Origin of the sequence: Synechococcus elongatus PCC 6301, assembly GCF_000010065.1 — a bacterium.
Classification (GTDB): domain Bacteria; phylum Cyanobacteriota; class Cyanobacteriia; order Synechococcales; family Synechococcaceae; genus Synechococcus; species Synechococcus elongatus.
Window position 1 is genome coordinate 2,225,321 of record NC_006576.1, and the last position, 12,314, is coordinate 2,237,634.

13 protein-coding genes and 1 tRNA gene are annotated in these 12,314 nt (G+C 58.0%); 11 read left to right on the forward strand and 3 right to left on the reverse strand.

The genetic code is table 11. The features are described from left to right. The first annotated feature begins 6 nt into the window (after positions 1-6). The 4 genes from nusA to SYC_RS11015 all read left to right on the forward strand — a co-directional run bounded on the left by nusA (position 7) and on the right by SYC_RS11015 (position 5,817). On the forward strand, positions 7-1,332 hold the full coding sequence (gene nusA, locus SYC_RS11000) for a transcription termination factor NusA (RefSeq protein ID WP_011244383.1): 1,326 nt from the start codon (positions 7-9) through the stop codon (positions 1,330-1,332). After that, positions 1,329-1,622, forward strand: a complete 294-nt coding sequence (locus tag SYC_RS11005) for a YlxR family protein (RefSeq protein WP_011244384.1) — start codon at positions 1,329-1,331, stop codon at positions 1,620-1,622. Before nusA ends, SYC_RS11005 begins: the two co-directional genes overlap by 4 nt. Before the next feature lie 150 nt (positions 1,623-1,772). Continuing rightward, positions 1,773-4,865, forward strand: a complete 3,093-nt coding sequence (gene infB / locus SYC_RS11010) for a translation initiation factor IF-2 (RefSeq protein ID WP_011244385.1) — start codon at positions 1,773-1,775, stop codon at positions 4,863-4,865. A gap of 82 nt (positions 4,866-4,947) precedes the next feature. Further along, the gene (locus tag SYC_RS11015) at positions 4,948-5,817 is read left to right on the forward strand and encodes a low-complexity tail membrane protein (protein ID WP_011244386.1); all 870 of its coding nucleotides are present in this window, start codon (positions 4,948-4,950) and stop codon (positions 5,815-5,817) included. Positions 5,818-5,880: 63 nt separating this feature from the next. Here SYC_RS11015 and SYC_RS11020 read toward each other — a convergent pair whose 3' ends face one another. Next, positions 5,881-6,126 carry a DUF3493 domain-containing protein gene (locus SYC_RS11020; RefSeq protein ID WP_011244387.1) on the reverse strand — a complete coding sequence of 82 codons (246 nt, stop codon included), beginning with the start codon at positions 6,124-6,126 and terminating at the stop codon, positions 5,881-5,883. 60 nt (positions 6,127-6,186) lie between these two features. Between SYC_RS11020 and SYC_RS11025 the strand changes: the two genes are divergently transcribed. Then, a tRNA-Thr gene (locus SYC_RS11025) sits at positions 6,187-6,258 on the forward strand. An 81-nt stretch (positions 6,259-6,339) separates the two neighbouring features. On the opposite strand, the gene SYC_RS11030 is transcribed toward SYC_RS11025, so the two are convergent. Beyond that, entirely contained in the window at positions 6,340-6,633 is a 294-nt protein-coding gene (locus SYC_RS11030) for a YggT family protein (protein ID WP_011244388.1), read from the reverse strand. A 154-nt stretch (positions 6,634-6,787) separates the two neighbouring features. Between SYC_RS11030 and psbX the strand changes: the two genes are divergently transcribed. The 4 genes from psbX to SYC_RS11050 all read left to right on the forward strand — a co-directional run bounded on the left by psbX (position 6,788) and on the right by SYC_RS11050 (position 8,984). Next, positions 6,788-6,907 (forward strand): photosystem II reaction center X protein, encoded by a 120-nt coding sequence (gene psbX / locus SYC_RS11035; RefSeq protein WP_011244389.1) that lies wholly within the window; start codon positions 6,788-6,790, stop codon positions 6,905-6,907. A 117-nt stretch (positions 6,908-7,024) separates the two neighbouring features. Next, positions 7,025-7,858, forward strand: coding sequence for a Ycf66 family protein (locus tag SYC_RS11040; RefSeq protein WP_011244390.1), 834 nt, complete (start codon positions 7,025-7,027; stop codon positions 7,856-7,858). Between the two features lie 8 nt (positions 7,859-7,866). Then, positions 7,867-8,460, forward strand: coding sequence for a TolB family protein (locus SYC_RS11045; protein WP_011244391.1), 594 nt, complete (start codon positions 7,867-7,869; stop codon positions 8,458-8,460). Then, positions 8,457-8,984 (forward strand): TolB family protein, encoded by a 528-nt coding sequence (locus SYC_RS11050; protein ID WP_011244392.1) that lies wholly within the window; start codon positions 8,457-8,459, stop codon positions 8,982-8,984. The genes SYC_RS11045 and SYC_RS11050 overlap by 4 nt, the downstream gene beginning before the upstream one ends. Here the strand turns inward: SYC_RS11050 and SYC_RS11055 are convergent. Beyond that, complete coding sequence (locus SYC_RS11055) at positions 8,981-10,198, reverse strand: SpoIID/LytB domain-containing protein (protein ID WP_234701772.1); 1,218 nt, start codon at positions 10,196-10,198, stop codon at positions 8,981-8,983. The two genes, SYC_RS11050 and SYC_RS11055, sit on opposite strands and share 4 nt — an antisense overlap. Positions 10,199-10,318: 120 nt before the next feature. Here SYC_RS11055 and SYC_RS11060 point away from each other — a divergent pair, with 120 nt between their 5' ends. Next, entirely contained in the window at positions 10,319-11,500 is a 1,182-nt protein-coding gene (locus tag SYC_RS11060; RefSeq protein ID WP_011244394.1) for a ribonuclease Z, read from the forward strand. Between the two features lie 213 nt (positions 11,501-11,713). Further along, entirely contained in the window at positions 11,714-12,217 is a 504-nt protein-coding gene (gene psbV, locus SYC_RS11065) for a photosystem II cytochrome c-550 (RefSeq protein ID WP_039755617.1), read from the forward strand. Positions 12,218-12,314 lie beyond the last annotated feature (97 nt).

Genomic DNA, 12,314 nt, shown 5'->3' on the forward strand with positions numbered 1-12,314 from the left:
CTCCCTATGTCAATGGTCACCCTGCCCGGCCTAGAGCAGCTGATCTACGCCATTAGCGAGCAAAAAAAACTGCCCGCCAATGTCATTGAAGAAGCCCTCAAAGAAGCCTTGCTCAAGGGCTACGAGCGCTATCGCCGTACCCAGCAGATGGGTGAGCAGTTTGAAGAAGACTACTTCGACAACATTGACGTTGAACTCGATGTCGAACAGGAAGGCTTTCGGGTACTGGCAACCAAAACCATCGTCAATCAGGTCGAAAATCCTGACCATCAGATTGCCCTCGCCGATGTTCAGGAAGTGGCTCCAGATGCCCAAGCAGGCGAAATCGTCGTTCTAGATGTCACACCCGATAAAGACGACTTTGGGCGAATGGCGGCTATTCAGACTAAGCAAGTCCTGTCGCAAAAACTGCGCGATCACCAGCGCAAACTGATCCAAGAAGAGTTCCAAGATCTAGAAGATCCGGTCTTGATGGCCAAGGTGCTGCGCTTCGAGCGCCAGTCTGTGATCTTGGGGGTCAGCAGTGGTTTAGGACGTCCTGAAGTCGAGGCAGAACTGCCCCGTCGCGAACAACTGCCCAACGACAACTACCGGGCCAACGCCACCTTCCGCGTCTTCCTCAAGGAAGTCAGTGAAGAACCCCGTCGTGGACCGCAGTTGATTGTCTCTCGGGCTAACGCCGGTCTGGTTGTCTACTTGTTCGAAAACGAAGTTCCTGAAATCCAAGATGGTGTCGTCCGCATTGTGGCGGTAGCGCGGGAAGCGAATCCGCCGACTCGGCATGTTGGGCCGCGCACCAAAATCGCTGTCGATACCTTGGAACGCGAAGTCGATCCGGTTGGGGCTTGCATCGGGGCGCGGGGATCGCGGATTCAGGTGGTCGTCAACGAATTGCGGGGCGAAAAAATTGATGTGATCCGCTGGTCGCCGGATCCGGCCACCTATATTGCCAATGCCCTCAGCCCTGCCCGGGTTCAGGAAGTGCGCTTGGTCGATCCCGAAGGTCGGATCGCCCACGTTTTGGTCAACGACGACCAACTCAGTCTCGCGATCGGCAAAGAGGGTCAGAACGTGCGCCTCGCGGCTCGACTGACCGGCTGGAAAATCGACATCAAGGACGTGGCGCTCTACGACGCAGTCACGGAAGGTCAACGGATTTCTGAACTGATTCAAGAACGCCAAGAGCGGGCGGCGATTGCTGCCGAAGAAGAAGCCCGTGCTGCCGCCGAAGCTGCTGAACTGGCGGAATGGGAGGCGGAAGAGGCTGCTCTCGCAGCCGCTGAACCTGCGGCAGAACTCGCAGCTGCTGAAGCTGAGGAAGAGACTGTTTGAGTCGGCTGCCCCAAGGGTATCGACGCTGTATTGCTTGCCGGCGACTCGCTCACCGGCAGGAATTCTGGCGAGTTATTCGGCTGGCAAGTACCGGAGCGATCGCCCTCGATCAGGGTGAAGGGCGATCGGCCTATCTCTGTCCAACCGTGGCTTGCTTCAACCAGGGTCGCCGCAAAAATCGTCTGGGGCGAGCCCTGCGATCGGCGATTCCTGACTCCGTTTGGGTGGCCCTCGAAGCAAGGCTGAGTGTGACAATCTGCCCGAGCCTGTCAGAGGGCTCTGACGGATAGCTCGATTTTTGAGGCAAGATGAAAAGAGGTGCCGACCCAGCGCCCATCGATGATGGCGCTAAAGCAAGCCTGACTGAACAATTGCCCTTGTTGACTCAGGCCCTCCTGCACCTTTTCAACCGCGATTGCAGACAACGGGAATCGAACTGAATGAACAATGGCAAGGTCAGAATTTACGAACTGTCGAAGGAGTTAAACCTCGACAACAAGGATGTGCTGGCCGTCTGCGATCGGTTGGAAATTCCCTATAAGAGCTACAGCAGTACGCTCAGTGAAGAGCAAGTCGTCCAAGTGCGCCAAGTTTTAGCTGGGGCGGCCCCATCAGAACCCGTGGCAGCGGCCTCTGCCGCTGATTCGCCCAAGGCAGAGCGCAAGCAGGAAATCGTGTCAGTTCGTCGCCCGACTCCCCAAGCAGCCGGCGGTGCTAAGCCGGAAATCGTGGGTCGTCCCACAGCGTCCGAGAAGCCTCAAGCGGAGCGCCCCAACATCGTGGCGCCGCCCCGTCGTCCGGCTGCTGCGAATGAGCCTGCCAAGGCACCCATCAAGCCTGCGCGTCCTGAAAAATCGGCTGAGAAGCCTGAAATTGTTACGCCTCGCCCCCCCGCTCCAGCCGCCAGTGCTGAGCCTGCCAAATCTCCGAGTCGTCCAGCGCCAGCTGCCACGCCGCGCCCGGTTGCCGAAACCAAGAAGCCAAAACCAGCAGCAGCCGAGCTTCTGCGCAAGCCAGAAATCGTGCGGCGCAGCGAGGCAAAACCGGAGCGCACCAGTGAAGCTCCAACGCCACGACCCAAAATTGAGCGTCGACCGGAGCAAACGGGTCCAGCAAGACCGCAGCTCGGTCAGCCAGTGGCTGGCAATGGCGTTAGTAAGCCTGCTAAGCCAGTCAAGCCGATTGAATTGGTTGCGCCGCCCTCACGTCCCAAAGTGGCTGCTAGTGCCAGCGGAGTGCCTGCCGCTGCCTCGCGGGTTCTGCCCAATAAGCCCCAGAAGCCCACAGCTCCCGGCGGCCCAGAGCTGAAGCAACGGCCCAAACCAGCAGCTCCTGCCAGCGGAGAAGACTTAGCGGCCACAGTGGATGTCTTCCAACCGGTACCGCCGTTGGAACTGCGTCGGCCGACAGCCCCAGCGCGTCCGGCTCGTCCCCGCAAAGGGTGGGAGGAAGAGGAAGACGAACGGGCAGCAGCGAACCGTAAGGCCGGTAACAAAGCGGCTGCGAAGGCGAAGCGTCGTCAGCTCATTCAAGATGATGACGATGATGATTTGCTGACGGCTGAGCAGGAGCTAGCAGCGGCGGACGCTTTGAACTTGGCGATGTCCTTGGCACGTCCGAGCAAGCCCAAAGTTCCTCAGGCCAAGCCAGCCGTCGCCGTGATGCCCACCAAAGGGCGGAAGCCTCGGCGGGAGTCGGCCCGTGAGCGGCAGCATCGTCGTCGGATGGAGCGGGAGCAAAAGCCAGTCCGTCCTGAGCTAATCAGTCTGCGATCGAGCATGACGGTGCAAGAGTTAGCGCAGCTGATGGTGGTGCCCGAAACAGACATCATCAAGTCCCTGTTCTTCAAGGGCATTGCAGCGACGGTGACTCAATCGCTGGATGTCGCCACGATTGAACAAGTGGCTGAAGAATTCGGCATTCTTGTGGAGCAAGAGACTGAGGAGTCCGGGGCTCGCAAAACGACCCAGATGGTTGAAGATGCCGACGCTGAAAGTCTACAGACTCTCCCGCCTGTCGTTACGGCTATGGGTCACGTGGACCACGGTAAAACCACTCTGCTTGATGCGATCCGGAAAACTCGGGTTGCTGCAGGTGAAGCTGGGGGCATTACCCAGCACATCGGTGCCTATCACGTTGATGTGGAACACAACGGCGATCAACATCAGATCGTCTTCTTGGATACGCCGGGCCACGAAGCCTTCACGGCCATGCGGGCACGGGGTGCTCGGGTCACCGACATTGCCATTTTGGTGGTAGCCGCTGATGATGGCGTCCGGCCTCAAACCCTAGAAGCCATCAGCCACGCCAAAGCGGCGGAAGTGCCCCTAATTGTCGCAATCAACAAGTGTGACAAGGAAGAAGCGCAGCCCGATCGCGTCAAACAAGAGCTGACGGAATACGGTTTGGTTCCGGAAGAGTGGGGTGGTGAAACGGTCATGGTGCCGGTCAGCGCCATCAAAGGCGAAAACATCGACCAGCTGCTGGAAATGATCCTGCTGGTGACTGAGGTTGAAGAACTGGTCGCCAACCCCGATCGCGCAGCGCGGGGCACAGTGATCGAAGCTCACCTTGACAAAGCTCGGGGGCCGGTGGCGACCCTCTTGGTCCAAAACGGCACCCTGCGCGTCGGTGATGTGCTCGTTGCTGGCTCTGTCCTCGGCAAAGTGCGAGCCATGGTTGATGATCGCGGCGATCGCGTCGAAGCGGCAACCCCATCCTTCGCCGTTGAGGTGCTGGGGCTCGGCGACGTGCCGGCTGCAGGCGATGAGTTTGAAGTCTACAGCGACGAGAAAAGTGCTCGGGCCGTGGCCACTAGCCGTGCTGACGAGCAACGTCAGTCTCGCCTCCAGCAGGCGATGGCTTCGCGCCGAGTCTCCCTGGGTACTGTGTCGGCGCAGGCTCAAGAAGGCGAGCTGAAGGAACTCAACCTAATTCTCAAGGCCGACGTTCAAGGTTCCGTGGAAGCCATCCTTGGCTCCTTAGAGCAACTACCGCAGAAGCAAGTCCAAGTGCGTGTTCTCTTGGCAGCACCGGGTGAAATCACTGAAACAGACGTCGACTTAGCGGCTGCTTCTGGTGCAGTGATCGTTGGCTTCAACACGACGCTGGCCAGCGGTGCGAAGCGGGCTGCCGATGAAGCGGGTGTGGATGTTCGGGACTACGACATCATCTACAAGCTGCTAGAAGATATCCAAGCGGCAATGGAAGGTCTGCTCGAACCCGAATTGGTCGAGGAGCCCCTGGGGCAAGTCGAGGTGCGAGCCGTCTTCTCGATTGGTCGCGGTGCTGTGGCTGGTTGCTATGTCCAGTCGGGCAAGGCGATTCGCAACTGCAACATTCGCGTCCGGCGCGGTTCCAACTTGGTCTACACCGGTACCTTGGATTCGCTGAAGCGGATGAAGGAAGACGTGAAGGAAGTCAACTCCGGCTACGAATGTGGGATTGGCCTCGACAGCTTCAGTGCTTGGCAAGAAGGTGACATCATCGAGACCTATCGAATGGTCACCAAGCGCCGCACCTTGGAAGTGTAGACACGTTGGCGATCGCGGCGGCAATTCTTGCTTACCCGCGATCGCTCTGAATTTCTGCCCTGCGTTGAATAGTGAGCTACCGATGTCGCTAAGTCCTCGTGCTGAACCCTTTCTCTGGATTCATCTAGCAGGACTGGCGACAGTGCCGTTATGGGCGGCTCTTTTTCTGTTTGCGATCGCCAATCCTGATCCCTTTCTGCCCCCAGGATTTACAGCGCTGCTGGCGGGGATCCTTGGGATTGGCTCTGTGCTGTGGATGCAGCTACGCCGGCCGTTCTATATCTTTTCCCTAGCGATTCTGGCCTTGCGACCCGAGGCTTTACAAGAGCATCAACGTAAACTATTGCGCTGGTTCCTCTCCGGTCTCAATCGCATTTTGGCGATCACCACGGCGATCGGACTGGGACTGCTGTTGATTCAGCTCTATCGCTGGCTGCCGATTGTGCAGCTGCAAAACCCACTGGCGGCGTTGGATCCCTTCCCTGCATTTCTACTGGCGATCGTGACCGTTTGGGTACTCAGCCTGTTTGTTCAGGTGCCGGTCAGTGTCGCGCCCTTGCTCTGGCTCTCAGATACCGCGATCGCGAACACGGAACCTCTCGCACCGGGGCAAGTTGCTCAGCAGTTCACAATTCTCGGTTTGCCCTTGAAAGGCCTGCTCCCTGCCCAGTGGTATGGCGATCAGGGCTTGTCTGAGGTCTCGGAAGCGAATTGGTCCCAACCACTCGTGAGTCCGACACCTGTTGAGACGGTGGCAATGACGGAGACGGAAGCCGTTGTTCAGCCCGAAGGAGCCGCTTCACCTGAAGAGTCATCAACTGCGGTCGTCACCTCTCCAGTCGATCTAGTTTCTGAGGCGGTCAGCTCAGACGTCAGCTCAGTCAGCGCGATCGCCACCTCCAATCCAGAAGATGCAACGACTGAGGAAACAGCTGAAGAGACTGCCTCCTGATGTTTTGAGATCAGCCAGCGAAGCCTCGGCAATCCGCTGTCTTTGGATCCCTAGGGCTAGACCCTAAGAAGACTTCTTCTGCTCCAGCCGCAGGAGACTGACCATCAAAGCCACAACACCCAGTTGGAGGGCGAGGTTGGGGAGAGTAGTAGCTAAAGATTCACCGGCGATCGCCTTCAGCAAGAAAATGAATCCCCCGATCGCTCCCGAGGCCGCAAAAACGGCGTAGAAGGTGCGGCGCAAGCCTCGATAGGGAGCAACAACCTCTGCCTGTAGGCGAGCGCGTTGTTGGGGATCTAAATGAGACACAGGTTTTTCGCCGAAACTTGTCCTGATCCTAGTGGCTCCTGATACAATCAGAGACCGTGCGCCGATGTAGCTCAGTGGTAGAGCACTCGATTCGTAATCGAGCGGTCAGGGGTTCAAATCCCCTCATCGGCTTTTTTAGCTCTTAGCTGCCGCAACTCCCGATGATTGCAGGGATCAAGATTGCGATCGCCTTAATTCCAGCTCAACGTCTTCCTAGCCTTGGCGCAGCACCATCGTCAACAATCCCTGTTGCCCCAGCAGTATCTCGCGGAGCAGGCTGATCAGCGCAACCCAGATGATCGGCGAAATATCGACGCCGCCTAGGGGGGGGATCAAGCGACGGGTTGGAGCAAGAAACGGTTCAGTGGGGAGGGCGATCGCGCGGTAGGGCCCCTGTTGCAGATCGACCTGGGGATACCAAGTCAACACAATCCGAAAAATGAACAGGAGGGTCATGCCAGCCAGCACACCGCCCAAAATCCAGCTAAACCACAGCAAGGGTTGCATCGATACTCTTCCTACAGCGCTGACCTTATCCTAGGGGACGTCGACCTTTGGCTTGGGGGACGGTCTGTCTAGAAATAGCCGATCGCTTCTCAATTGCGAGGACAGGTCGATACAATCATGAGACGAAACTTAGAGCTGCCGAGGGAGTTCATTTATGACGCCGACGTTGTCTGCTTTCATCTGGAGCCTTGTTCTGGGAGGTGTCATTGTGGTGATTCCTCTGACGGTTGCGCTCATCTTCATCAGCCAAACGGATAAAGTCCGTCGCAGCTAGACTCACAGGTTTGCCAAGACAGCCTGAGTCGTTGTGCTTAGGCTGTTTCACGCTACAGGTCCATCGGCACCGGCCGCTAAGATGTAGAGTATCGAGCCGCGTCTGCGGAGGATCGTAATGGTTAACGCCAGTCTGAACTGGGCCAGCATTGTTGGCATTGTTTTGGCAGTTGGTGGAGCACTTCTCTACTTCCTGCGGACGATTCGCCCAGCTCTCGCCCGCGACTACGACGTCTTTTTCGCCGCGGTGGGTCTGCTCTGTGGCGGTATTCTCTTTTTCCAAGGCTGGCGCCTCGATCCGATTCTGCAGTTCGGCCAATTTTTGTTGGCTGGAACGACGGTCTTTTTTGCCTACGAAGCCCTACGGCTACGCGGAATTGCGACAGAGCAAGCGAAGCGCAACACGCCGTTGATTGACGACGATCGCCCCGTCAGTCGCGTCTATCGCTACGAACCCGAAGATGGCTACGATCGCTTCGAGGACCGCGCCCCTGCACCGGAACGCCGCCTGCGTGGGAGTCGCTTCCAGCGGGAAGAGCTAGAAGAGGATAGCTACGATATGCCGATGCGACCGCCCCGTTCTCGCCGAGCGGAGCCTCCAGCCTTCGAGAGTCGCGTCAGCAGCCGTCGTTCCCCAGCGCGGGATGACTGGGATGACTACGGCACCCCTCTGCCAGCGACCGATCGCTTTGTCGAAGAGTATTCAGAACCAGAGCCGGCACCAGAGCCCGCTCGTCCTCAGCGTCGCCTAACCGGGGTTTCCGACCGCATGCCCCGTAGCTCTCGACGATCGCGGACGGAAGAGTCAGCTGCTGCTAGCCGCCGCAGCCGTCCTGCTGCCCGAGATTCTCAGCCTTCGGCTGATGAACCCTACGTGGACTTCCAGCCCCTCAACACCAGCCGTAGTCCTAAGCCTGACGAAGACGATAACTCGAGCCAATTTGACGACTAGGGAGTCCTGTGCCGCGCCGTCGTCGCTGGAGTGATCGTCGCCGTTGGCTGGGGTTACTAGCCGGAGTTGCGGTATTGCTAGGCATTGGAGCCGCCCTGCTCAGCTGGTTTTTGCGGCCCGGTGCAGTGGTAGTGACCCCTAATCTCAACAGTCGCTATAGCGAGTCTCAGCCTGCCCTTAGTGGTGATGGCCGTTACTTGGCCTACGTAGCCGAGCGAGATGGCCACCGTACGATTTATCTCTACGATCTGCAAAGGCGTCAACTACAGCCTCTGCCAGGGTTCGCCGATCGCGATGCGATCGCAGAATCCCCCAGCTTGAGTTGGACTGGTCGCTACATTGCTTACGTGGGTAGCGATCGCGGTCGCCCCGAAATTCAGGTCTATGACCGGGCTACCCAGCGGCGTGAGGTCCTGACCCAAGGCTGGCGAGGCTGGGTTCGGCAACCCAGTATCAGTCCTGATGGTCGGTTGGTCGCCTTTGAAAGCAGTCGCCGTGGCCAGTGGGACATTGAACTGTTTGATCGCGGGGAGTTGACTGAACTCGATCGCCCCGAGGGGAGCCGCGAGAGTTCCGCCCCGATCGCCTCCCCACAGCCATGAAGCAGCGATCGCCGTGGTTACTTCGAGGGCTAGCACTGCTCCTGAGCCTGATTTTGATGGGGTGTTCTGGTGCTCCGCGCTTGATAGCCTTGCCCAGCGGTGATCGCGGGGTAAACAGTCGCTATGCAGAGTTATTCCCGAGTCTGGGCGATCGCTCGCTACTGGTCTTTGTCTCCGATCGCCGGGGTAGCCGGGATGCGTATCTCTACAGTGTTGAACAGCGCCAGCAGATTCCTTTACCTGGGCTGAATAGCCTGGATTTACTGGTCGAACATCCGGCAATTTCCGCTGATGGGAACTGGATCGCCTTTGCTGGAAGTCGGGGCGATCGCACCAACATCTACCTCTACGATCGCCGCAGCCAGCAGCTCCGCAACCTGACCGCCGATCTAGAGGCGATCGTGCGCAATCCTAGCCTGAGTCGCGACGGACAGCGGATTGCCTTTGAGGCAGCGCTGGGTGGTCAGTGGGACGTGTTGGTCTATGACCGCGATGCTGGCCCGCTCGATTTCATTCAGCCCTAGTCTTGAGCACTGATGAGGTCGCCGCCGCTTGAGTTCTGGGCGATCACCCCACCTAGGGGACTGAGATTGGTGTTCTGGTAGAAATGCGAAAGAATGCGGCGGTAGTCTACGCCTTGGCTGGCGAGGCCATAGGCCCCCCACTGGCTGAGACCCAAACCATGGCCATAGCCGCGGCCAATAATCGTGAACTGGCTGGGGGGTTGGGGGGCTGGATTGGGTCGGAGGAAGTCGAACCAATTGCTGCTGGCTTCACTGCTGACGGTGAATAGACTGCTGCGGAGATTTAAGGCACGACGTACTTCATCTCCTTTAACCACCCGGCTGCCGCGATCGCCCGTGATGCGCAAATCTCGAATGCGGCCGAAGGGCGTTGTTTGGAGGGGCTCAGTCTGGAGAATCCGGCCGACGCCGGTTAGCTTGGCTGAGAGCTCTTGCACCGAAAAACTTTGACTCCAGTTAAAGACTGGTGCGTTTTGGTCGTAGTCTTGGACCCCTCGTAGGTAGGGCAGGGGCTTGCCCCAGACATCTTCGACGTTTTCAGTATGTCCGCCACTGGAGGCGTGGAAGACGGCTTCAATGACACGGTTGTTGTAGGTCAGGACTTGGCCGGCTGTGGCATTGACCGCTGCGATCGTGGTTGGGGCTTCACTGGCGATCCCTTTGTAGACCTGCCAAGTCGTGGAATTGCCAACATCAAAGCGAGGATCGCGGTTGCGATCGCGACGGTAGAGCACAAAAGAGCGAGCGGCCACAGCTTGGGCTTTCAGAGCCTCTGTTGGCCAACTGGCATAGACCTCGCTGCCGACAACGCTGTAAAGATAGGACTCCAGCCCGACATGATTGATGGCCGTGACTGCCCCTTGATCCAGAATCAGTTGCAGGCGCCCTCGATACCAGCGATCGCCAACCCAAACGAGACCGTCATTCGTCGGTTCTAGCCAAATTTGCCGAGCCCGGAATGAACCGAGCTGCACCTGTCCATTGGCGGAGGGCTGGGCGTAGCTACCTTGCTGAGTGGGAAGTTGCCCAATCTGCTGGCCTTGCTCATTGCGGATGATCGCGGGAGTCGAGCTGCCAACCCGAATCTGGGGGCGGGCGATCGCAATACCCACGCGGATGGTGGGAGCCGCTTGAGCGCTGGCTGGCGGACTGAAAGTCGGAAGAACAGCGATCGCTGCAAGGCTGGCGAACAACGCCGACCGGAGGGTTGCCATGGGCATTAAATTGACTCACTCCACACCACAGATCCGAAGCTGCCGGACGCTGGCAACTGACTGCAGGTTCCGCTGCTGTCCTGTGACAGGATAGGGAACGAATCTCCATTCCTCAACCCCTTGCAGGTCACTTTTCTTGGTACGAGTTCCGGCGTACCCACGCGATCGCGCAATGTCTCGGCCGTTGCACTGCGCTTGCCCCAGCGTGCCGAGGTCTGGCTGTTTGACTGTGGCGAGGGCACACAGCATCAATTTCTGCGGAGTGAACTGCGGATCAGTCAGCTACGGCGCATCTTCGTCACCCACATGCACGGCGATCATGTCTTCGGTTTGATGGGGTTGTTGGCCAGTGTGGGTTTGGCGGGAAATCCAGAGCGCATCGACCTCTATGGTCCCAAGCCCCTGCGTGATTATTTGCAGGCCTGCGCCCAGCATTCGCGCACCCATATCAACTATCCGTTGCAGATTGCGACGGTGCAGCCGGGAGTGATCTACGAAGATGCAGAGATCGTTGTCAGTTGTGCGCCCTTGCATCACCGTGTGCCGGCCTTTGGCTACCGCATTCAAGAGCGCGATCGCCCCGGTCGGTTTGATGTTGAGAAAGCACGATCGCTGGGCATTCCGCCAGGGCCAATTTACAAGCAACTGAAGGATGGCGAGACGGTCACTCTAGAAGATGGTCGCCAGATTGACGGTCGGCAGCTCTGCGGCCCAACAGAGCGCGGCCGTAGCATGGTCTATTGCACCGACACGATTTTCTGTGAGTCAGCGATCGCACTGGCTCAGGATGCCGATGTCCTGATTCACGAGTCGACCTTTTCCGATCGCGATCGCGAGATGGCTGAGCAGCGCTTGCATGCGACGGCGACAATGGCAGCAGAGGTCGCCAAACAAGCGGGTGTCCGGCAGTTGATCCTCACCCACTTCAGCCCGCGTTATGCCCCAGGCAATGAGCAGACCCTCGATGATTTGCTCGCGGAAGCCCAGGCCATTTTCCCGCAGACGATGCTGGCCAAGGATTTCCTCAGCTACGATGTGCCCCGCCGTCTAGCTGCAGATGCAGATGAGCCGACGGAAGTTCCAGCCGTCGCTAAAAGCCCGAGTCAGCCAGAGCCCAGCGCGATCGTTCCTGACTCGCGGCGGAAGCCTCAAATTACCAAGGAAGTGTTGGTGGCTCGCTTCAGTGGAGAAGGAGAACCAGCCCATCGTGCCGCCTATCGCTACCTGCGGGAAACCTGCGGTGTGACCCCTAAAGGGCGGAGCTGGGAGGCTGTGCTGGCAGCCTTCAACAGCTTGGATTAGCAGCGATCGCTGAACTTGTCACAAGTTTGCAACGGAGCCTAACAACTTTCTCATTTGCCTCGCCCCTGCATGGTAAATATTGAGGATGGTTTTGGTTGCCTTTGGCTGCTGCAAATCATTTTGCCCTGTAGCCAAACCGCCTCAACCTCTTCATCACATTGGGCTGGCGAGAGCTGTCCTCTTCGAGAGCTAGTCAGGAGCAGTTCACCATCCATGGTTTTCAAGACGCTGAGAAGAACCCTCTGGCTGACTTTGGCGGCCCTGCTTGCCGTGTTTCAGTTCAATCTTGGTGCCGCTCAGGCCGCTGAACTGACAGCAGAAACTCGCACAGTCAAGCTGAATCCCCAAGGCGACAATGTCACGTTGAGCCTGAAGCAGGTGGCTGAAGGCAAACAACTGTTCGCCTATGCCTGCGGTCAATGCCATGTGGGTGGCATTACCAAGACTGACCCGAACGTGGGTCTTGATCCTGAGGCTTTGGCGCTGGCCACCCCGCCTCGCGATAGCGTCGAAAGCTTGGTGGACTATCTGCATAACCCCACCACCTACGATGGTGAGCGCGAGATTTCGGAATTGCACCCCAGCACCAAGAGCACCGATATCTTCCCGAAAATGCGTAACCTGACGGAAGACGATCTGGTGGCAATCTCGGGTCACATTCTGCTGCAACCCAAGATCGTCGGTACTAAGTGGGGCGGCGGCAAGATTTACTACTAAGCCGCGATTCTCGCTATTCAAGTTTGAACCAGAGCCGGGCCGAGCGTCCGGCTTTTTTGTAGTGGCTTGTAGAACACACATCGTTGAGCAAAAAATT

What these genes read in the sequence shown, in the direction of transcription:
- nusA (WP_011244383.1), top strand. Translation starts at nt 7, where the DNA reads ATGTCAATGGTCACCCTGCCCGGCCTAGAGCAGCTGATCTACGCCATT.
- infB (WP_011244385.1), top strand. Translation starts at nt 1,773, where the DNA reads ATGAACAATGGCAAGGTCAGAATTTACGAACTGTCGAAGGAGTTAAAC.
- SYC_RS11015 (WP_011244386.1), top strand. Translation starts at nt 4,948, where the DNA reads ATGTCGCTAAGTCCTCGTGCTGAACCCTTTCTCTGGATTCATCTAGCA.
- SYC_RS11030 (WP_011244388.1), bottom strand. Translation starts at nt 6,633, where the DNA reads ATGCAACCCTTGCTGTGGTTTAGCTGGATTTTGGGCGGTGTGCTGGCT.
- psbX (WP_011244389.1), top strand. Translation starts at nt 6,788, where the DNA reads ATGACGCCGACGTTGTCTGCTTTCATCTGGAGCCTTGTTCTGGGAGGT.
- SYC_RS11040 (WP_011244390.1), top strand. Translation starts at nt 7,025, where the DNA reads ATGGTTAACGCCAGTCTGAACTGGGCCAGCATTGTTGGCATTGTTTTG.
- SYC_RS11050 (WP_011244392.1), top strand. Translation starts at nt 8,457, where the DNA reads ATGAAGCAGCGATCGCCGTGGTTACTTCGAGGGCTAGCACTGCTCCTG.
- SYC_RS11055 (WP_234701772.1), bottom strand. Translation starts at nt 10,198, where the DNA reads ATGGCAACCCTCCGGTCGGCGTTGTTCGCCAGCCTTGCAGCGATCGCT.
- psbV (WP_039755617.1), top strand. Translation starts at nt 11,714, where the DNA reads ATGGTTTTCAAGACGCTGAGAAGAACCCTCTGGCTGACTTTGGCGGCC.